The organism is Sphingobium sp. MI1205, from assembly GCF_001563285.1.
GTDB lineage: Bacteria > Pseudomonadota > Alphaproteobacteria > Sphingomonadales > Sphingomonadaceae > Sphingobium.
This window is the reverse complement of the sequence record NZ_CP005191.1, coordinates 130,367-148,218: the sequence shown is the minus strand read 5'-3', so window position 1 is coordinate 148,218 and position 17,852 is coordinate 130,367. Positions and strand designations below refer to the sequence as shown.

Genomic DNA, 17,852 nt, shown 5'->3' with positions numbered 1-17,852 from the left:
CTGTCGGAGCGGTACGCTGTCCCCTCCGACCATCGCCGCCACGTCTCCTGGGATTCGCATCGAAGGAGACCGATGATGTCAGAGCCGTTTGACCCCGCTGACACCGACGCATGGATTGCCCATGGTCGAAGCCCGGTACAAGCAGCGGCGCTCGCTGATGCCTGGCGCCGCTTCCCGGACCTTGCGAACGATTCCCCACTCGATCAGCGCATGGCACGTATGCGCGAGCGTGTCACGGCACTGCGGCCGGTGATGGAAGCGATGGCGCACATGGTCGAGGCGGAACGACAGGCCCGCAATTTCGCCTTCACCGCAAGACGAGTCGCCGAGGGACGGGGGGATGATCGCGATCGTGCCATTCTGCGCGCGCGCGATCTCCATGGCCATGACTGGGATCGATCGGTCCGCTATGCCGATGGCTGGTATGCCGCGCATGCGGGCTGGGATCCCGAATGCCGCAAGCCTGGCCCACTCGATGCGGGCGCCGAAGCCTATGATCACGGCTTTTGCGATGGTGGCGGCAACCGCGATGACCTCTTCGACACCGCGCGCCGCGCCTTGATGGTGGATCGCACACCAACGTCTTCGGCCATTTTGCCCGCGCGGCCTCGTCCCAGCGAATGGCTCAAGCCGACTGACGTGCCGCGGCCGGCACGCTGGCATCGTCGCCTCCTCCTGATCGGTGCGCCCGAAGCCGGACTGGTCGCCGCGCCGGCAAAAACGGCCCTGCTTCGTCCGGCTCTCGATTCCTGCTCGGGCTGCGGGGAGGCGACCATCGTCGTCATTTCCGGAGCCGGTTTTCACCCTCTCGATAGAGCCGATACGGCGCTGCCCCTCGGTGGTCCCGAAGCACTGGAGGTACTCGCGTCCGATCGCGCACTCCAGGCCTGCTTGCGGGCGCTGCTCGGTGATCGCGACTTTGATGACATCCTTGTCGCTGCCCAAGGGTATTATCTGGCTTTGCTCGATGCACATGCTGCAGCGCTTCCGCTTTGCCGGACAATGGAACGAACGCGGAACACCGCGCTCCAGCAACGGACGCACTTTCGTATCTGGCTCGACCGTGGGTTTCTCGCGGGCCAGACGGTCGGGGCAGGCCACATTCGTTGGGGCAAGGCCGTCAATGGCCTGACGGGCCGGCTCGGAGAATTTACGGCCCGTTATGCCGGCAAGCTTCCCCCGCGCGGCCACCGCATCGTCATCGAAACCGCCGACGGTAAGCCTGCCGCGGGCTTCGTCACGGCGCGAGGCGAGCCATTGGCATGGGAAACCGTCATCGCAAATCGCGCCCGTCTGCGCAGCACGATGGCAGCGCGCCTGCGGGCATTCGGCGGTGCAACGCGGCTGGCATGGCCAAGGCCAGCAAACACGTCAATCCAGGGAAGGAACGATTCTATGGACGCCTCCCGCGCAAGGTAGTTTCTCGATGTTGCTCCGGCATTGGATGCGTGAATCTATCCGGCCTGTTGATTGAGGTGTTTTCGCCCCTGGCCATGATGGGAATCCGCGCGGTTCAGTGCCTTTTAAGATGAGCGGCCTCGAGGGCCATCGTTCCTTACAGGCTGTGAAGCGGCGGTCCGTGCCGTTACACCATCAAGTCTTCACCTCGCATTTGTAACCTCTGATCAGATTGCGGCCCGCTGCCCGAACGGTCACGCCATTTTGTAACTTTCGCCGCTTCGCAACATCGCCCAGGCCATGCGAGCAGTCTTGTTTGCCATGGCGACGAGTGTCTTGTTGTGGCCTGCCCTTGATTGCAGTTCCTGCGCCCATTTTGAACGCCGGTCGTCATGCTTGGCGATCCGCAGCAACGCAGACCGTGCACCATGTATCAGCTGGCGCCTCAGGTAATGATTGGCTCTGTTCCCGATACCACCGAGCCTTGGCTTTCCGCCGGTCGTGTATTGTCGCGGAACCAGTCCAATCCAGGCAGAAAGGGCTCGGCCGGATGCGAAGTGTCGGCCATCGTCAATTGCGGCGATGAGGGAGGTTGCGACAATCGGTCCTACCCCCGGCAGCGTAGTCAGACGTTTGCAACGATCGTCTCTCCGGCAGATATCAACCAGCATGTCATCCAGAGTGGATACTCTGGCATCCAAGTCGCGATACTCCTCGACGAGCTTCAGGAACAGGTCCTTCGCCAAGTGCGATAGTTCGGCAATTTCGATCATCTTGTCGACCTGCAGCCGGAACCGGGACGCACCTGCCGGCATGACGACGCCATACTCGGCCAAAAGACCACGAGTGTGATTGATCAACGCGGTGCGCTGCACGATCAGTCTGTCACGCGTTCGGTGCAGAGCTTGCAGATCCTGCTGTTCGACGCTCTTCAGCGGCACGAACCGCATGGTTGGCCTGTTGGCAGCTTCGAAAATGGCTTCGGCATCAACCGCATCATTCTTCGATCCCTTCACGAATGGCTTGACGAAACGCGGATGGATCAGGCGAACGGCATAACTCAGCGCCTCGAAGACGCGGCCCCAGTGGTGTGAACTGGCGCAGGCTTCCATCGCGACCGACTGCGGTTGCAATCTGGTCACCGCATCGACCAGCTTTGCCCTGCTAACCTTCCGCGAGATTACCTCACCTTCGCAAGTGATCCCGTAGATGTGAAAAGACTGCTTGCCCAAATCGATCGCTAGCATTTGCATGTGATGAACTCCTCTTCCCGGTCGCTGTGGCAACATGCTCGGCCCGCTTGCGGGAGGCGTCCATCCCATAAGATGAAAATCCGAAAGGTGACTATTGGCGTCACGCTGTTGATGCATGACAGCGATGAGGATCGCCTCTCGACCATGAGCCTCGCCCGTATCGGCGAGGAAATGGACTTCGGTGACATGGTTGGCGCCTTCGCCATCACATCCGCCGACGATGTCCCACCCCATGCCCTGCAGGCTGAACTCACCGCGCTCGGCAACGACGGCACCTTCTTTGACGACAGGATGGAGCACGCAGATGACTGACGGATCGTCCATGACGAAAGCATGCACAGTCGCCGCAGTGCTGTGCGAGTTGCTCGAGACCCACATGCAGGCATGCGACGTGGGAGGGCGGCCGTCAGGGGATCACCACCATCATATCGTCTCGGCTGTGCATGGAACCCGTGCTGACGTGGAAATCCTCTCCAGCTGTGAAAATGAAGACGGTGTCGAGATCGGGTTGACGCTCAATGATGGCGCCACCTTCCGGATACAGGTTGAGAGCCTGTCCGCATCTCCTGGTCAGGAATAGCCCCATGACCGAGGACGAATTCGATCAACTCGTTGATGATGCGACGCATGCAGTCAACAATCTAATCCCGGATCTCTATCTCGACGGCATGGGCGACACTGCCCATAGCGGTGTGCTTTACGCGATCAATGATGCCCTCAGCACTATATTGCGGGACGTCATCGAACCCCGCTGATGACTTCGGCCTCGATCGGGGCTGACGATGTCGGCCGTGCGCCAAGGCATCTGGGCCTGTCACCCGCGATCATTCCAATGCCTCAAAGGGAGATCAGCATGTCTGCGCCAACCCATTTCGTTCACGTCTATGCCACCGTGCGCGTCAAACTGGGCGTGACCGCACATGACCAGTTTGCAGCAATGAAGGAGGCAGATCGCCTTCTCTTTGCCAACGGTTTCGGTGTTCGTCTGATTCCGAGTGCTACAGGAGTGCTTGAAGCGGACTACGCCGAAGAAGTGTCCGGCTATCTTGTCGACGAAGCGGGCGACCACGAATACGACCGGAGCCGGACCTATGCTGCCGATGGTGCACCCATTTCGTGAAATATGTCACGCTGCGAGGCCTGACACTATCGAATTTGGGTAATGCTCGTCAGGCTTTCGTCAGACTTGTCGGCGATGTTCGCATGCGCCGAGCAAGGGGTTCTGCCTTCTTGTCCGAAATCAATCCCACAGCTGGGCCGATCGCTACAGGGCGAAGGGAACAATTGACGCAAGGGCCGGACAAGGATCGAAATGCGCAACCTGCGACTGACATTCTGGGGCCTGGCCGCCTTGGTCACCATGTTGTGGCTTCTTGCGGACCTGTCCATATTCCGGTCGTCCGGCTTTTTCGCGATCCGCAGCGCGGCGGTGCAGTATAGCGGCGCGCTGGCGATCGCCTGCATGAGCGTCGCGATGATGCTCGCCATCCGCCCCCGCTGGCCCGAACATGGGCTGGGCGGACTGGACAAGATGTATCGTCTCCACAAATGGCTCGGCATCGCGGCACTGGTCACGGCCATCGCGCACTGGCTGTGGGCGAAGGGTCCGAAATGGGCCGTGGGGTGGGGCTGGCTCGAACGACCGTCGCGTGGCCCGCAACCGCCCGCAAGCAATCCTGTCGAGGCCCTGTTCGCCAGTCTCCGCCACACGGCGGAGGGTCTGGGCGAGTGGGCCTTTTATGCCGTGGTTGCGCTGATCGCCGTCGCGCTCATCCAGCGCATTCCCTACCGCTTCTTCTATCGAACGCATCGGCTTCTGGCGCTGGCCTATCTCGTGCTGGTCTTTCATGCCGTGATCCTGACGACGTTCAGCTACTGGCTGTCTCCGTACGGCCTCACGCTGGCGGCGCTGCTTGCTTGCGGCACCGGGGCGGCGATCCTCATTCTGTCGCGCCGCGCAGGCCGGGACCGGCAGGTGCCGGGCAGGATTGCCGCCATCCACCATTATCCGGGCGTGCGGGCGCTCGAGACCATCGTCGACATGGGGGAGGGGTGGCCCGGCCACCGACCCGGCCAGTTCGCCTTTGCCGTGTCGGACCCGGCCGAAGGGCCGCATCCCTATACCATCGCGTCCGCCTGGCGCGAGGATGAGCGGCGGATCACCTTCATCACCAAGGGACTGGGGGATCATACGCGGCGCCTGCCCGAAAAACTCCATGTCGGCCAGGAGATCAGGATCGAGGGGCCTTATGGATGCTTCACATTCGACGATGATAGCGCCCGTCAGATCTGGATCGGTGGCGGGATCGGTATCACGCCGTTCATCGCCCGCATGAAGTATCTGGCCCAGAGTCCCGAAGGCGCGCGCGCGGAGATTGATCTCTTCCACTGCACGGCCGAAGTCGACGAGGAGGCTCTGGGCAAGCTGCAAGCGGATGCGGCGGCTGCCCATATTCGCCTGCATGTTCTGGTCGATGCACGCGATGGCCGCCTCGATGGCGAGCGAATACGCGCCGCCGTGCCGGAATGGCGGGAGGCGAGCCTCTGGTTTTGCGGCCCCCTTGGATTTGGTGAAACGCTGCGCCGGGACTTTGCCGCGCTGGGCTTTCCGGTAGCGAAACGTTTCCATCAGGAGCTGTTCGCGATGCGCTAAGTCAAGGCGATGTATGCGAAAAAATCCGACTTGTCACCTCGACATCAGCAGGACCGATTTCTAAAGACCGCTCCCGTGACCATGATCCGCTCCTTCCTTGCCCGGCATCGCTGGCTGGCCATCTGGCTGGCCGGGGCCGCGCTCATGCTGAAGGTGCTGGTGCCGGCCGGGTTCATGCCGACCGTCTCTTCGGGTACGATATTGGTCCAGCTCTGCTCGGGCCAGGGTCCGCAAACGGTCATGATGGAGCTTCCGGGCAGGTCCGGCGATCATGATCCCGCGGATCACAAGCAGGCCGACATGCCTTGCGCTTTCTCGGGTCTGTCGTCGCCGGCGCTCGCCGCCGCCGACCCGATCCTGCTGGCGCTCGCCATTGCCTTCATCCTGGCGATGGGCTTTCTTGGCCTATCTTTCGCCCTGCCCGGTGCCTCGCCATTTCTGCGGCCTCCGCCAATAGGACCGCCAACAGCCGCCTGATCCCTTTCGCCGTTCGTTTTCAACGGCGCGCGGACCGCCGCGCGCCCGGATCAGGATCCATCCATGTCTGTCATTTCCAAAGCCGCGAGCGCGGCTGCAATATTCTATGGCCTGTCGGCCGCGAGTGCCTTTGCGCAGGATACACAGGTTCTTCCGTCCATCGGGATCGATTCCGAGGATCGCCCTGCCGGTCCCGTGTCGTCCGAGATCCTTTTGCGTGACAAGGTCGCACCCCTGCAATCGGGAACAAGCGATACGGCGGCGCTGATCGGCCGCCTGCCGGGGGGCAGCAGCTTCGGCGCCGGTGGCTTTTCCAGCCTGCCGGTGATCCGGGGCCTCGAAAGCCAGCGGCTGACCATATTGGTCGACGGCGTGCCGATCGACATCGCCTGCACGAATGCGATGAACCCGCCTTTGTCCTACACCGATCCGCAGACGATCGACGCGATCAGCGTCATCACGGGCGTGACGCCGGTCAGCATGGGCGGTGACAGCATCGGCGGCGCGATTTCGGTGGAAACCCTGACACCGCGCTTCGCCAAGGCGGGCAAACGATTGCTGACGGGCGAACTGTCCACCTTCTACCGCAGTAACGGCGACGGCTTCGGCGGCGCACTTTCGATCACGGCGGCAAGCGACCGGCTCAGCCTCAGCTATGCCGGTTCCTTCACCCAGTCCGACAATTACAAGGGCGGCGGCCGTGACGGCACCGTCCGTTCGACTGAATACAAGAAGACGGACCATGCGCTGAGCCTGGCCGCGCAGACCGATATCGGGCTGTTCGAACTGAAGGGCGGCTACCATTTCTCGCCGTACGAGGGCTTTCCCAACCAGTATATGGACATGACATCCAACAAGAGTTGGTATCTGAACGGTCACTGGAAGGGCGCCTTCGACTGGGGCGATCTGGACCTGCGCGCCTTCTATCGCGACACCGATCATCGGATGAACTTCCTGGCGGACAAGGGCGGCACCGCGACCGGCGGCATGCCCATGAACACCGAGGTTCATAGCGCCGGCTATACGCTCAAGGGCGACATTATGCTGTCCAATCGCGACACGCTGCGTCTCGGGAGCGAATTCCACCACCAATGGCTCAATGATTACTGGCCGGCGGTCGCGGGCCACATGATGATGGGGCCCAACACCTATATCAATGTGAACGGCGCGAAGCGCGACCGGCTTGGCACCTTTGCCGAATGGGAGGCGAAGTGGACGCCGCAGCTCACCACGCTGGTCGGCGTGCGCAACGATCAGGTCTGGATGAACACCGGCGAGGTCCAGCCCTATTCCACCTCGATGATGAATATGGCCGACGCGATGGCGGCCACCGCGTTCAACGCCGCGGATCGCAAACGGCATGACAGCAACTGGAGCGCCACGGCCCTTGTCCGCTATGCGCCGAGCGATCAGGCGACGCTCGAATTGGGCTATGCGCGCAAGAGCCGTTCACCGGGCGTCTATGAGCGCTACAGCTGGGGACGCGGTTCGATGTCGAGCCGGATGATCGGCTGGTTCGGTGATGGCAACGGCTATGTCGGCGATCCCACCCTGAAGCCCGAAAGGGCTGATACGATAAGTGCCGCGGTCAGTCTGAAAGGCGCCGGCGCCAATGGCTGGACGCTCAGGATCGCACCCTATTACACGCGCGTCCATGATTATATCGATGTCGTGAAGCTGGCCGATTTCACCAATATGATGGGCACGCCGACGGGGTTCGTGCAGCTTCGGTTCGCCAACCGCGAAGCCGAGCTATATGGCGTCGATGTCTCGGGTTCGCTTGCGCTGTGGCAGTCGTCATCGGCCGGCACGGCGAAACTGACCGCAACGGCAAGCTGGTTGCGCGGGCGCAATCTGGACGACGGCGGGTCGCTCTACCATCAGATGCCGTTCAACGCGACGTTTGCGCTGGAGCATCGGCTCGGGGGCTGGGAGAGCGCGGTCGAACTGACGGTCGTGGCGGACAAGAACCGGGTCGACGCCACGCGCAACGAACCCCGAACGGACGACTATGCGCTCGTCAATCTTCGGACCGGCTATGCCTGGGGCAATTACCGGCTGGGCCTGGATGTCCAGAACCTGTTCGACAAGGGCTATGATCTGCCGCTGGGCGGCATGTCGCTCGGCGATTACAAGGCGACCGGCGACTTGCGGCCGGTGCCTGGTCGTGGCCGCTCCTTCAACATCGGCCTGACTGCGAAATTCTGAGGCATGGCCGCCAGTCCAGCATACCGGCTGGCCCAGGCGAGCGATACGAGGGCTTTCGGGTTCCTCGTGTCGCTTGCCCTGCATGCGGGTGTTCTTGCGGCCTATGGCCTGTGGAGCCACAGTCCGCGTCTAATCCCCGAAAGGCGGGAGGAACCCCGCACGGTCACGATCATGACGCTGCCTTCGCTCGAAACCGAACAGCCGTCTGCCCGCCGGCCGAAAGCCGCCCCCAGACCGGCAAATCAGCTGACGCCCCCCAGTACAACGCCAGCGACACGCGCGCGGCAAGGGCCGCAGGCGTCGCCCGACCGGCCTGCCTCCGATCAGGCTGCCTTGACGCTACCTGTCGCACCGTCGCCCTTGCCTGCCCGCATGAACGTCGACATGCCGCATCCCCAACCTGCTTCGCCGCAGGCTGCGTCATCAACGCTCAGCACTGCGCGTGCGGCCTATCTTCGGCGGTTGTGGGAATGGATTGCCGCCAGACGCCCGGCGGGCCTTCATCTTGAGGGTGAGGCGCTGATTAATTTTTCCATCGGTGCTGACGGCGCCTTGCGCGAGATCTCGCTCGCGCAATCCAGCGGCAATGCGCAGCTTGACCGGCTCGCCCTTCGCACGGTTCGCCTGGCGGCGCCCTTTCCGCGCCCGCCTGAAAGTCTCGGCGTGGGAACGCTCGATTGCGTCCTGCCTTTCCATTTCAATTAGCGCCGGAAATCACATTGCGTCAGGAGCTGGTCAGCAAATGCGGTCATGGTCTTGTGCCGACCCTTGGCTGGAGGACCCATGACCCGCTTGCACGCTCACCCCGAACGACATGCGGTATCACGTATCGGCTGGCTCCGCGCGGCGGTCCTTGGCGCCAATGACGGTATCGTTTCCACAGGAAGCCTCATTGTCGGCGTCGCCGCTTCGGGAACGGACCGATCAGGCATCCTCGTTGCCGGCATCGCGGCGCTTGTCGCCGGCGCCATGTCGATGGCCGCCGGCGAATATGTCTCGGTCAGCTCGCAGGCCGATACCGAGAAGGCGGACCTCGCCCGCGAAACGGCGGAACTGACAACGCAGCCCGGGCTCGAGCGGCAGGAACTGGCGGACATCTATATGGCGCGCGGCCTGGACCCCGATCTTGCGCTCAAGGTTGCCGACCAGCTCATGGCGGACGATGCGCTTGGGGCGCATGCCCGCGATGAGCTGGGAATTTCCGACATATCCACGGCGCGGCCGTTGCAGGCGGCATTCACATCCGCCGCGACGTTCAGCGCCGGGGCGATCATGCCGCTGGCGGTGGTTGCCGCCGCGCCGGGACAGCAATTGATACCGCTCGTCGTCGCCGTTTCGCTTCTGTGCCTCGTGCTGCTCGGGGCGCTTGGCGCGAAGGCGGGCGGGGCCCCTGTCATGCGGTCGATCGTCCGCGTCACGTTCTGGGGCGCCCTGGCGATGGCGTTGACGGCAGGCGTGGGCAGCCTGTTCGGAGCGGCTGTCTGACGTGATCGCTGCCCCGCGTTCGTCAGCGCGCCGTCAGCAATCTCTCTTATGGCCAAAGGCCAAGGAGACAAATGATGCTCATGGCAAAAACGAGCTACAGTGATAGTTTCAGGGTTTGGGATGCCCCGCTCAGGCTTTTCCACTGGCTGCTGGTCGCGGCGATCACGATTGCCTTTTTGTCCTCGGAAGGAGACAGCGGAATCGCGGACTGGCACATGGCGGCAGGCTGGACCGCCGCTGTCCTGCTTGTCTTTCGTCTTGTCTGGGGGTTTATCGGCGGCGAGCATGCGCGTTTTGCCAATTTCGTGCGACCGTCACGCCTTCTGTCCCACGTCCGGGAACTTGTGACGGGTCATCCACAACGCACGATCGGGCACAATCCGCTGGGGGCGCTCGCTGTTCTGGCCATGCTCATTGCAACCGGCGCGGTGCTGTGGACCGGCATCCAGGTCGACGCGGGGCAGGCCGACGAGGATCTTCATGAGGCGATTGCCTATGGCCTGCTGGCGCTCATCGGCGTTCATGTCGCAGCGGTGGTCCTGATGTCCGTCTTCACCCGCGAAAATCTCGCGCGCGCCATGGTTACTGGCCGCAAGAGCGTCGCTCTGCACCCTGGCGCCCACGATGCCCGTCGGCCGGCCGTCGTCGCGGTGCTGCTGGCCGTCCTGGTGATCGGGATGACGGTGTTTGGCATCCTGCGCTACGATTCCGCGGCGTTCAGTGCGCAGTCGCACGGCGAGGCAAAGCAAGGGCATGAAATCGAAGGTGGAACAGCCGTTCAAGGCGAGGATAATGACCGGGATTGAGACGGCCTCTTTCGATCCCCGCGCGGGACTGGTCAGATTGCAGGGCGGGAATTGAGGCGGGATCGTGCTAGGAAAGCCGGCATAGATGCGCGTTCTTGTCATAGAGGATAATGACCGGCTGGCGAAGCTGGTTGCGGACGGCCTTCAGCGCCGGGGCTTTTCGTGCGACATCGCCACGACCCTGTCCGATGCGGACAGCGCACTGGGTGGCGCGGTCTATGACGCGATCATACTCGATCTCGGCCTGCCGGACGGCGATGGCGTCGCCTGGCTGGCGAACCGTCGCCAGTATCGGCAAATGCCGCCCGCGATCATCCAGACCGCGCGCGGCGCGCTGGAGGACCGGGTCACGGGGCTTGACGCCGGCGCCGACGATTATGTCGTCAAGCCTGTCGAGATCGATGAACTGGCCGCGCGCATTCGCGCGTTGCTCCGCCGCCCCGGCCCGCGCGCGCAACCTGTGCTGGAAGCGGGCTGCCTGCGGTTCGACACGGCGGCGCGCACGGCGCACTGCGGGGACTACGCCATCGATCTGTCCCGCAGGGAGGCCGACCTCCTGGAATTGCTGCTACGGCGGGCGGGAACCGTCGTCCGCCGCGAGACGATCGAGGATGCGCTCTACAATTTCAACGAGCCGGTGACGCCCAATGCCGTGGAAGCGGCGGTCTCCCGCTTGCGCCGGAAGCTGGACGAGGCTGGTGCCACTGGCGCGCTCCACACCATCCGCGGCGTCGGCTATATGCTGAAGGATGTCGCGGCGTGACCTATCGGCGCTCCGTGTCGCGCAAACTTGCGCGAGGGCTTGCTCTCGTCGGCCTTGTCGGCACCATCTTGTTGCTTGCAGCGGTCGTCTTTTTCTACAGCCTGACATTCGACGATCTGACGGCGCAGGACGCGCTGATCAAGGCCGTGCGCGAGATGCTGGAGCATGTCGCGCTTCCACTGGTCGTGCTGATGGTGCCCGTCGCCTTCGTCGTGCGGCGCGTGATCCGACAGGCTTTTGGCTCCCTTGAGGAAGCCGCAACCGCGATCGAGGCCGCGCGTGGGCACGAACGCGGCTTTCGCATAGACACGTCCCATCTGCCGGCCGAAGCCCTGCCGTTCACGGATGCCGTCAATGATCTGCTCGGCCGGCTTGACGACGCCGCCATGCGCCAGGAAGCCTTTGCCGCCGATGTCGCGCATGAACTGCGCACGCCGCTCGCGGTGCTGTCGCTCGAATTTGACCGGCTCGACCATGACGACTCCGCGCGCCTGAAGCATGACGTCGCCGCGATGCGTCGCCTGATCGACCAGCTCATGCTGCTGGCCCAAATTGACGCCGCATCCGCCGCGCAATTCCCGCTGGAATCCGTGTCCCTTGTCGAGATCGCCCGCGATGTCGTCAGCCTTCTGGCGCCAGGCATCATCGCGGAAGGGAAAGCCATCACGCTCGATGCAGGTAGCGGGCATCCCGTGGCGCGGGGCCGGCGCGAAGCGATCGCCGCCGCCTTGCGGAACCTCATCGAGAATGCTGTCCGGGTGACGCCAACCGGGAGCACGGTGACCATAAGGGTTGGCCCAGATCCGGTGATCGCGGTGGGTGACGGCGGAGAGGGCCTGTCGACCGATCGGCTTCGCGAACTTGTGCGGCGGCATAGCCGGGCGGACCATGCCAGCACCAACGGCGCCGGGCTTGGTCTGGCGATCGTTGACCGGATCATGGCGGCGCACGGTGGAGAGCTGACCACCGATCCTGTCGCGCGGGAATTGTCATTGCACTTCCCCGGCGCCTGATCGCATTTTGGCCTCGTCAGGGTCTCGTCAGTTTCGCGCACTAGGCGAAGCCCATGTCGAAGCGGAACTATCTCCTTGCCGGCGTTGCCGTCATTGTGCTGGTGCTTGGTGTCTGGTGGTTTGCCGGATCCGGCACGGCCCCTGAGCCCAGCCTCCAACCCGCTGAAGCCGGGAAAGCGGCGCCGGGCATATTGCCGGTTGATCGCAAACAGGCCGCGCAGCTCGGTATCCGCCTTGTGCCCGCCATCGCCGCGATTGAAGCGCCCATCGCCGTCATTCCGGCGGTGATCCAGCCGCCCGCCAACGCGCGCGTGGCGGTGGCCGCAACGTTTCCCGGCGTGGTCATGCGGACGCTGGTGGTCGAAGGTGATACGGTCCGGCAGGGCCAGCCGCTTGCGATCATTTCCAGCCGCGATGTGTTGACCATGGGGGCCGACCTCACCCGCGCCAATGCGCGGGCGGGCGTGGCGCGGTCGAACGCGGCCCGGCTCTCGCAGCTTGCCCGCGAAGGCATCATCGCTGGCGCGCGCGCCGATGAAGCCAATGCGCTGGCGGCCGAAGCGGGCGCGGATGTCGCCGAAAAGGCGCGCATCCTCAAAATGGTCAATGGCGTGGGCGCGAGCGGCACTTATACGCTGACCGCGCCGATCGCGGGGCGCGTCACGACCGCCAGCGTCCAGACGGGCAATCCGGTGGACGGAACCACCGCGCCTTACGTGATCGACGCCGCCAACCGCTATGAGGTTGTCGGCCAGTTGCCCGAACGGCTCGTCGGCACGGCCCGCCCGGGCATGACCGTATTGATCGAGCCCGACATCGCCGGCCGGGTCACGGCCGTGGGGTCGACGATAGACCCTGCCACCCGCTCGGTCGTTCTCAAGGCCGAGATTCCTGCCGGGCCGGGCATCATCGCCGGCCGCGCGACCAGCATGTCGCTGTCCGGCCCAGCCCCGGCCGGTGCCGTCAGCGTGCCTTCTGGTGCGATCGCCATGATCGGGGACAAGACTATCGTCTTCGTCGCCACTGGCGGCGGATATGCGATCCGCGACGTAACGCTGGGTGGATCTGGGGGCGGTTCCGTCGAGGGACAAACCGTGCTGCTTTCAGGCGTCAGGCCGGGCGAGCAGGTGGTCATTTCCGGCACGAGCGCACTCAAGGCGCTCGCCTTGTCGCGATAGGTCCGGGCCATGTTGCGTTCGCTAGTCGCCGCCTCGCTGTCCTGGCGTCTGCTCGTTCTCGCGCTCGCCCTCGCGGTTGCAGGGCTTGGCGCCTGGGCCTTCGTGACGCTGCCGGTCGATGCCTATCCGAACATCGCCCAGACGCAGGTGAAAGTCATCCTGAAGGCGCCGGGCATGACCCCCGAGGAGGTGGAGAGCCGCGTCATCACGCCGATCGAGATGGAAATGCTCGGTATTCCCGATCAGGCCATCCTGCGATCCACCGCCAAATATGCCATTGCCGACATCACCATAGATTTTGTCGACGGCACCGACATCTATTGGGCGCGTCAGCAGGTTGCCGAACGCCTGTCGAGCGTGTTGCCCGATCTGCCCGCGTCGGTCAGCGGCGGCCTTGCCCCGATTTCCACACCGCTTTCGGACATTTACATGTTCACAATCGAGGGACCGCTCTCGCTTCAGCAAAAGCGTGAACTGCTCGACTGGACCATCCGCCCCGCGCTTCGCACCGTGCCGGGCGTCGCCGATGTGAACGCGCTGGGCGGCTTTGTGCGAACCTTCGAAGTCCGCCCCGATCCCGTTGCGCTTGCGGCGGCAGGCCTCTCGATCGCGGACATCCAGACGGCGATTGAAAGCGGCAACCGTAACGATGGCGCGGGACGGCTGAAAAGCGGCGAGGAATCGCTGATCGTGCGCGCGGTCGGCGCAATCCGGTCGGTCGAGGATCTACAGCAACTGGTGGTTCAAAGCCGCAACGACCGCATCGTTCGGCTGGGCGATCTGGCGACGGTCGGAACCGGCAGCCTGACGCGCTATGGCGCGGTCAGCAAAAACGGTCAGGCCGAAGCGGTTCAGGGGCTGGTGATCGCCCTGCGCGGCGCCGATGCGCGGCAGGTGGTGGATGGTGTCCGCACCCGCCTTGCGGAAATCGAAAGCACATTGCCCACAGGCACCCATGTCGATGTTTTTTACGACCGCTCCGACCTGATCGCGCGCGCCGTCGGCACGGTCGAGAAAGCCTTGCTCGAAGCGGCCGTCCTTGTCGTCGTGCTGCTCATCCTGTTCCTTGGCGACTGGCGTGCGGCGGCGATTGTCGCCGCCACTCTGCCGCTGGCGGCGCTCATCACCTTCCTCTTCATGCAGGGCATGGGCCTTTCGGCCAATCTCATGAGCCTTGGCGGTCTTGCCATCGCCATCGGCCTGCTGGTCGACGGGTCGATCGTGGTGGTGGAAAATATCGTCGAACGGCTCGGCCGGGCACACGAGGAGGGAACCCCGCGCCTCAACCTCGTCTATCAGGCGGCAAGTGAAGTCATCGTGCCGGTCTCGGCCGGTATCGCCATCATCGCACTGGTGTTCCTGCCGCTGCTGTCGCTGCAGGGCCTTGAAGGCAAATTGTTCGCGCCGGTTGCGCTCACCATCGTCTTTGCGCTGGCCGGCTCGCTCCTGCTCGCGCTCACGCTCGTTCCGGTGCTTGCATCCTTCGGCCTGAAAAGCGGCCATCATGGTGAGCCGTGGCTGATGCGCCAGCTTGGTCCCCGCTACCGGGGTCTCCTCGATGGCGCCTTCGCGCGCAAGCGGCTGGTTTATGGACTATCGGCGGCAGGGCTGGTCATCGCCGGCATCGCCTATGGCGCGGTCGGCAAGACCTTCATGCCGACGATGGATGAAGGCTCTATCATCGTCCAGCTCACCAAGCTGCCCTCCATCGATCTTGACCAGTCGGTTCAGGGCGACATGGCCGCGCAGCGCGCATTGATGCGCGTGCCGGAAGTGCAGGACGTGATCGCGCGCGTCGGATCGGACGAAATCGGACTTGATCCGATGAGCCCCAATGAGACCGACAGCTTCGTCCGCCTGAAGCCGCGCTCCGAATGGCGCGGCGACAAGGATCTCATCGTCGAGGATATGCGCAAGGCGATGGCAGGCCTGCCCGGCATCGAGCCGAGTTTCACCCAGCCGATCGAGATGCGGGTTTCCGAAATGCTGACCGGTGCGCGCGGCGATCTTGCCGTCAAGATTTTCGGGCCGGATCTGGCGACGCTGGGCGATCTCGCGGGTCAGGTGCAGGAGATTCTGTCAAACGTCGATGGCGCATCCGAAGTGCTGACCGTCGCCAATGACAGCGTAGACTATCTCCAGCTCGACATCGACCGCGCCGCCGCCGGGCGCTTCGGCATGCCGGTCGACCAGATACAGGATGCGTTGCGCGCGCAGATCGAAGGCGTCCATGTCGGCGTCGTCGCCGATGGCCAGAAGCGCGTGCCGATCGTCATTCGCGGCGATGAGACGCTGCGCGCCGATCCCGCCCGCTTTACCGATCTGCAATTGCACACGCCCGCCGGAATTGTCGCCCGGGTCAGCGACATGGCGCGGATCGAGCGGACAGAGGGGCCGGTCAAGCTTGACCATGAGAACGGGTCGCGCTTCGCGCTGGTGCAGGCGTTCGTCTCCGGGCGCGATCTGGTCGGCTATGTCGATGAAGCGAAGGCCGAGGTCGGCGCGAAGGTCAAACTGCCCGCCGGCTACAGCATCGTCTGGGGCGGGCAGTTCGAAAACCAGCAGCGCGCCTCGGCCCGGCTGGCGGTCGTGATCCCGATCGCGCTGCTCCTGATCTTCTTCGTTCTGCTGGCGACGCTGCGCTCGATGCGCGCCTCGGTGCTCATCCTTGTCAACATCCCCTTCGCCATGGTCGGCGGGATCGTCTCGCTCTGGGCTTCGGGAGAATATCTGTCGGTTCCCGCCTCGGTGGGCTTTATCGCCCTGCTCGGCATCGCGGTGCTCAACGGACTGGTCATGGTCACCTATTTCCGCCAGCTCCGCGCCGATGGGCGGAGCATGACCGAGACGGTGCGCCTCGGCGCCGAACGGCGCCGGCGTCCCGTCCTGATGACCGCCAGCATCACGGCCTTCGGCCTTGTGCCGCTGCTGTTCGCGACCGGCCCGGGATCGGAGATCCAGCGCCCCCTCGCCATCGTCGTGATCGGCGGCCTCATCACCTCCACCCTGCTGACGCTCATTCTGCTGCCGATCCTGTTCGAGCGTTTCGGCGAAAGCGCGGGAGAAACCGACAATGGCTGACATCCTGCTGACCTTCCATTGCGCCTCGCATGACGCCGATAGCGTGACTGACGCACTCCGCGCCGCCTGCGACGCGCCGATCCATATCGCCGAGCAGGCGGTGCGCGGCTGGGACTTCGGCGACGCCAGCACGGCGGAACGGGTGTCGGGCCTTCTGCGCCGCAACGCGCTGGAACTGATTGTCGATGAGGACGCTCTGGGGACACTGGTTGACGCGGTCACCCAATCGAAGCGGTCGCTGCCAGTGCGCTGGCACGTAGTCCCGGTGTCAGCCCGGGGGAGGATCGCATGAGATCGCCGATCATCCTCGGGGCGCTTGTCGCATTGCTCACACCCGCTGGGGCGCTTGCCCAGCGCGCCGATTTGCCGCCGAGCGAAAAGGTTGCCGAAGCGCTGGACAATCATCCGGCCGTGGCGGCCGCGCGGGCACGGGTGGACGCCGCCCGTGCCGACCGCGACATGCTGGCGAAGGGGACCCATGAGATTGCCGTTACCGGCAGCTATGTTCGCCGCAGCGTGGACAGGGAAGGCGGCTATGACGAGTTCGACGCCACGATCGCCCGACCGTTCCGCCTGCCGGGCAAGGCGGCGCTCGATCGCGAGGCGGGCGCCCTGGGCATAGAGGTCGCGGAAAACCGGATGGAGGATGCCCGGCATCAGACGGCTTTGCTGCTCTCCGGCTATTGGAACGACTGGCTGGTCGCCGGCGCGCTGTATCGCAACGACCTCGATACGGTGCGCTGGCTGGAAAAGGAGCTGTCCGCGCTGCGCCGGCGCGTGGCGCTGCGCGATGCGGCGGCGCTCGATGTTGATCAGGCCATGGCGGCAATGGCTCAGGCCCAGGCCCAGGCCGCGAACTCGCTCGCGGCGCGCGAACAGGCGCGTGTGGCGCTTGCCGCGAATTTTCCAGAAATACCGCTGCCCATCGAGCCGCCGGAAACGTCCGTCGCGATGGTTCCGGCCCAGAGACTTGCGGCGATGCGGGATCTGGTGATCGAACGCAGCCATGAAATCCGCGCCGCCGAGCGCGAGGCGCAGCGGCTGGCGGTCGTTGCGCAGCGTGTTCGCGCGGACCGGATTGCCGATCCGTCCTTCGGCGTCCGGCTGTTCAGTGAGCGGAGCGGCATGGAGCAGGGCGCGGGGGTGGTCATGTCGATGCCGCTGGGCGGCGGTCACAGACGCGCGGCGGCGGACCGGGCTTCCGCGGAAGGCAATGCCGCGCAGCTTGAGCATATGTCCGTCCAGCGGACCGTGAGGGCCATCGCGGATGCCGATCTGTCCAGCGCCACATTGCGGCTGGAGGCGTGGAAAAACACGGATCTGTCAGCGCAAAGCGCCGCTAGTGCGCTGGCCCGAACCGAACGTGGCTACCAGCTCGGCCAGATCGACCTTGCCGACCTGCTCTATGCCCGCCGTCAGGCGGGTGAAGCGCGCCGGTCCGAGATCATGGCGCGATCGGAAGCGGCCCGCGCCCTGCTCAAGCTGGAAATCGATTCGCATAGCCTGTGGGTGGTTCACGATGAGGATGGCGGTTGAC

General features: G+C 64.2%; 18 protein-coding genes. 17 read left to right on the top strand and 1 reads right to left on the bottom strand.

Features of this window, described 5'->3' with window-relative positions:
• Positions 1–72: 72 nt before the first annotated feature.
• Positions 73–1,419, top strand: a complete 1,347-nt coding sequence (locus K663_RS21520) for a hypothetical protein (RefSeq protein WP_025160947.1) — start codon at positions 73–75, stop codon at positions 1,417–1,419.
• 233 nt (positions 1,420–1,652) lie between these two features.
• Here K663_RS21520 and K663_RS21515 read toward each other — a convergent pair whose 3' ends face one another.
• The gene (locus tag K663_RS21515; RefSeq protein ID WP_020819418.1) at positions 1,653–2,651 is read right to left on the bottom strand and encodes an IS110 family transposase; all 999 of its coding nucleotides are present in this window, start codon (positions 2,649–2,651) and stop codon (positions 1,653–1,655) included.
• A gap of 72 nt (positions 2,652–2,723) precedes the next feature.
• Here K663_RS21515 and K663_RS21510 point away from each other — a divergent pair, with 72 nt between their 5' ends.
• From K663_RS21510 to K663_RS21440, 16 genes are all read left to right on the top strand, one after another.
• The gene (locus K663_RS21510) at positions 2,724–2,963 is read left to right on the top strand and encodes a hypothetical protein (RefSeq protein ID WP_020819419.1); all 240 of its coding nucleotides are present in this window, start codon (positions 2,724–2,726) and stop codon (positions 2,961–2,963) included.
• Positions 2,956–3,231 carry a hypothetical protein gene (locus tag K663_RS24085; RefSeq protein WP_025160948.1) on the top strand — a complete coding sequence of 92 codons (276 nt, stop codon included), beginning with the start codon at positions 2,956–2,958 and terminating at the stop codon, positions 3,229–3,231. The genes K663_RS21510 and K663_RS24085 overlap by 8 nt, the downstream gene beginning before the upstream one ends.
• A gap of 4 nt (positions 3,232–3,235) precedes the next feature.
• On the top strand, positions 3,236–3,406 hold the full coding sequence (locus K663_RS24500) for a hypothetical protein (protein WP_020819421.1): 171 nt from the start codon (positions 3,236–3,238) through the stop codon (positions 3,404–3,406).
• Positions 3,407–3,504: 98 nt separating this feature from the next.
• Positions 3,505–3,771: a hypothetical protein gene (locus tag K663_RS21500; RefSeq protein WP_025160949.1), complete on the top strand. Its 267-nt coding sequence runs from the start codon at positions 3,505–3,507 to the stop codon at positions 3,769–3,771.
• Between the two features lie 192 nt (positions 3,772–3,963).
• Positions 3,964–5,304 (top strand): ferredoxin reductase family protein, encoded by a 1,341-nt coding sequence (locus K663_RS21495; RefSeq protein WP_020819423.1) that lies wholly within the window; start codon positions 3,964–3,966, stop codon positions 5,302–5,304.
• An 81-nt stretch (positions 5,305–5,385) separates the two neighbouring features.
• Positions 5,386–5,781 carry a hypothetical protein gene (locus K663_RS21490; protein ID WP_020819424.1) on the top strand — a complete coding sequence of 132 codons (396 nt, stop codon included), beginning with the start codon at positions 5,386–5,388 and terminating at the stop codon, positions 5,779–5,781.
• Positions 5,782–5,844: 63 nt separating this feature from the next.
• Positions 5,845–7,989 carry a TonB-dependent receptor gene (locus K663_RS21485; protein WP_020819425.1) on the top strand — a complete coding sequence of 715 codons (2,145 nt, stop codon included), beginning with the start codon at positions 5,845–5,847 and terminating at the stop codon, positions 7,987–7,989.
• Between the two features lie 3 nt (positions 7,990–7,992).
• Positions 7,993–8,694 carry an energy transducer TonB family protein gene (locus K663_RS25005; RefSeq protein WP_021224255.1) on the top strand — a complete coding sequence of 234 codons (702 nt, stop codon included), beginning with the start codon at positions 7,993–7,995 and terminating at the stop codon, positions 8,692–8,694.
• Positions 8,695–8,772: 78 nt separating this feature from the next.
• Positions 8,773–9,474, top strand: coding sequence for a VIT1/CCC1 transporter family protein (locus K663_RS21475; RefSeq protein ID WP_020819427.1), 702 nt, complete (start codon positions 8,773–8,775; stop codon positions 9,472–9,474).
• Positions 9,475–9,545: 71 nt separating this feature from the next.
• Positions 9,546–10,280, top strand: coding sequence for a cytochrome b/b6 domain-containing protein (locus K663_RS21470; RefSeq protein ID WP_020819428.1), 735 nt, complete (start codon positions 9,546–9,548; stop codon positions 10,278–10,280).
• 85 nt (positions 10,281–10,365) lie between these two features.
• Positions 10,366–11,043, top strand: coding sequence for a winged helix-turn-helix domain-containing protein (locus tag K663_RS21465; RefSeq protein WP_020819429.1), 678 nt, complete (start codon positions 10,366–10,368; stop codon positions 11,041–11,043).
• On the top strand, positions 11,040–12,056 hold the full coding sequence (locus tag K663_RS21460) for a sensor histidine kinase (protein WP_020819430.1): 1,017 nt from the start codon (positions 11,040–11,042) through the stop codon (positions 12,054–12,056). The genes K663_RS21465 and K663_RS21460 overlap by 4 nt, the downstream gene beginning before the upstream one ends.
• A gap of 53 nt (positions 12,057–12,109) precedes the next feature.
• On the top strand, positions 12,110–13,234 hold the full coding sequence (locus K663_RS21455; protein ID WP_020819431.1) for an efflux RND transporter periplasmic adaptor subunit: 1,125 nt from the start codon (positions 12,110–12,112) through the stop codon (positions 13,232–13,234).
• 9 nt (positions 13,235–13,243) lie between these two features.
• Positions 13,244–16,315, top strand: a complete 3,072-nt coding sequence (locus K663_RS21450) for an efflux RND transporter permease subunit (RefSeq protein WP_020819432.1) — start codon at positions 13,244–13,246, stop codon at positions 16,313–16,315.
• Positions 16,308–16,607, top strand: coding sequence for a DUF3240 family protein (locus tag K663_RS21445; protein WP_020819433.1), 300 nt, complete (start codon positions 16,308–16,310; stop codon positions 16,605–16,607). The genes K663_RS21450 and K663_RS21445 overlap by 8 nt, the downstream gene beginning before the upstream one ends.
• Complete coding sequence (locus K663_RS21440; protein ID WP_020819434.1) at positions 16,604–17,851, top strand: TolC family protein; 1,248 nt, start codon at positions 16,604–16,606, stop codon at positions 17,849–17,851. The genes K663_RS21445 and K663_RS21440 overlap by 4 nt, the downstream gene beginning before the upstream one ends.
• Position 17,852: the final 1 nt, after the last annotated feature.

Excerpts from the sequence above, each read along its gene's own strand:
- K663_RS21520 (WP_025160947.1), top strand. The coding sequence starts at position 73 with ATGATGTCAGAGCCGTTTGACCCCGCTGACACCGACGCATGGATTGCC.
- K663_RS21515 (WP_020819418.1), bottom strand. The coding sequence starts at position 2,651 with ATGCAAATGCTAGCGATCGATTTGGGCAAGCAGTCTTTTCACATCTAC.
- K663_RS21510 (WP_020819419.1), top strand. The coding sequence starts at position 2,724 with ATGAAAATCCGAAAGGTGACTATTGGCGTCACGCTGTTGATGCATGAC.
- K663_RS24085 (WP_025160948.1), top strand. The coding sequence starts at position 2,956 with ATGACTGACGGATCGTCCATGACGAAAGCATGCACAGTCGCCGCAGTG.
- K663_RS24500 (WP_020819421.1), top strand. The coding sequence starts at position 3,236 with ATGACCGAGGACGAATTCGATCAACTCGTTGATGATGCGACGCATGCA.
- K663_RS21500 (WP_025160949.1), top strand. The coding sequence starts at position 3,505 with ATGTCTGCGCCAACCCATTTCGTTCACGTCTATGCCACCGTGCGCGTC.
- K663_RS21495 (WP_020819423.1), top strand. The coding sequence starts at position 3,964 with ATGCGCAACCTGCGACTGACATTCTGGGGCCTGGCCGCCTTGGTCACC.
- K663_RS21490 (WP_020819424.1), top strand. The coding sequence starts at position 5,386 with ATGATCCGCTCCTTCCTTGCCCGGCATCGCTGGCTGGCCATCTGGCTG.
- K663_RS21485 (WP_020819425.1), top strand. The coding sequence starts at position 5,845 with ATGTCTGTCATTTCCAAAGCCGCGAGCGCGGCTGCAATATTCTATGGC.
- K663_RS25005 (WP_021224255.1), top strand. The coding sequence starts at position 7,993 with ATGGCCGCCAGTCCAGCATACCGGCTGGCCCAGGCGAGCGATACGAGG.
- K663_RS21475 (WP_020819427.1), top strand. The coding sequence starts at position 8,773 with ATGACCCGCTTGCACGCTCACCCCGAACGACATGCGGTATCACGTATC.
- K663_RS21470 (WP_020819428.1), top strand. The coding sequence starts at position 9,546 with ATGATGCTCATGGCAAAAACGAGCTACAGTGATAGTTTCAGGGTTTGG.
- K663_RS21465 (WP_020819429.1), top strand. The coding sequence starts at position 10,366 with ATGCGCGTTCTTGTCATAGAGGATAATGACCGGCTGGCGAAGCTGGTT.
- K663_RS21455 (WP_020819431.1), top strand. The coding sequence starts at position 12,110 with ATGTCGAAGCGGAACTATCTCCTTGCCGGCGTTGCCGTCATTGTGCTG.
- K663_RS21450 (WP_020819432.1), top strand. The coding sequence starts at position 13,244 with ATGTTGCGTTCGCTAGTCGCCGCCTCGCTGTCCTGGCGTCTGCTCGTT.
- K663_RS21445 (WP_020819433.1), top strand. The coding sequence starts at position 16,308 with ATGGCTGACATCCTGCTGACCTTCCATTGCGCCTCGCATGACGCCGAT.
- K663_RS21440 (WP_020819434.1), top strand. The coding sequence starts at position 16,604 with ATGAGATCGCCGATCATCCTCGGGGCGCTTGTCGCATTGCTCACACCC.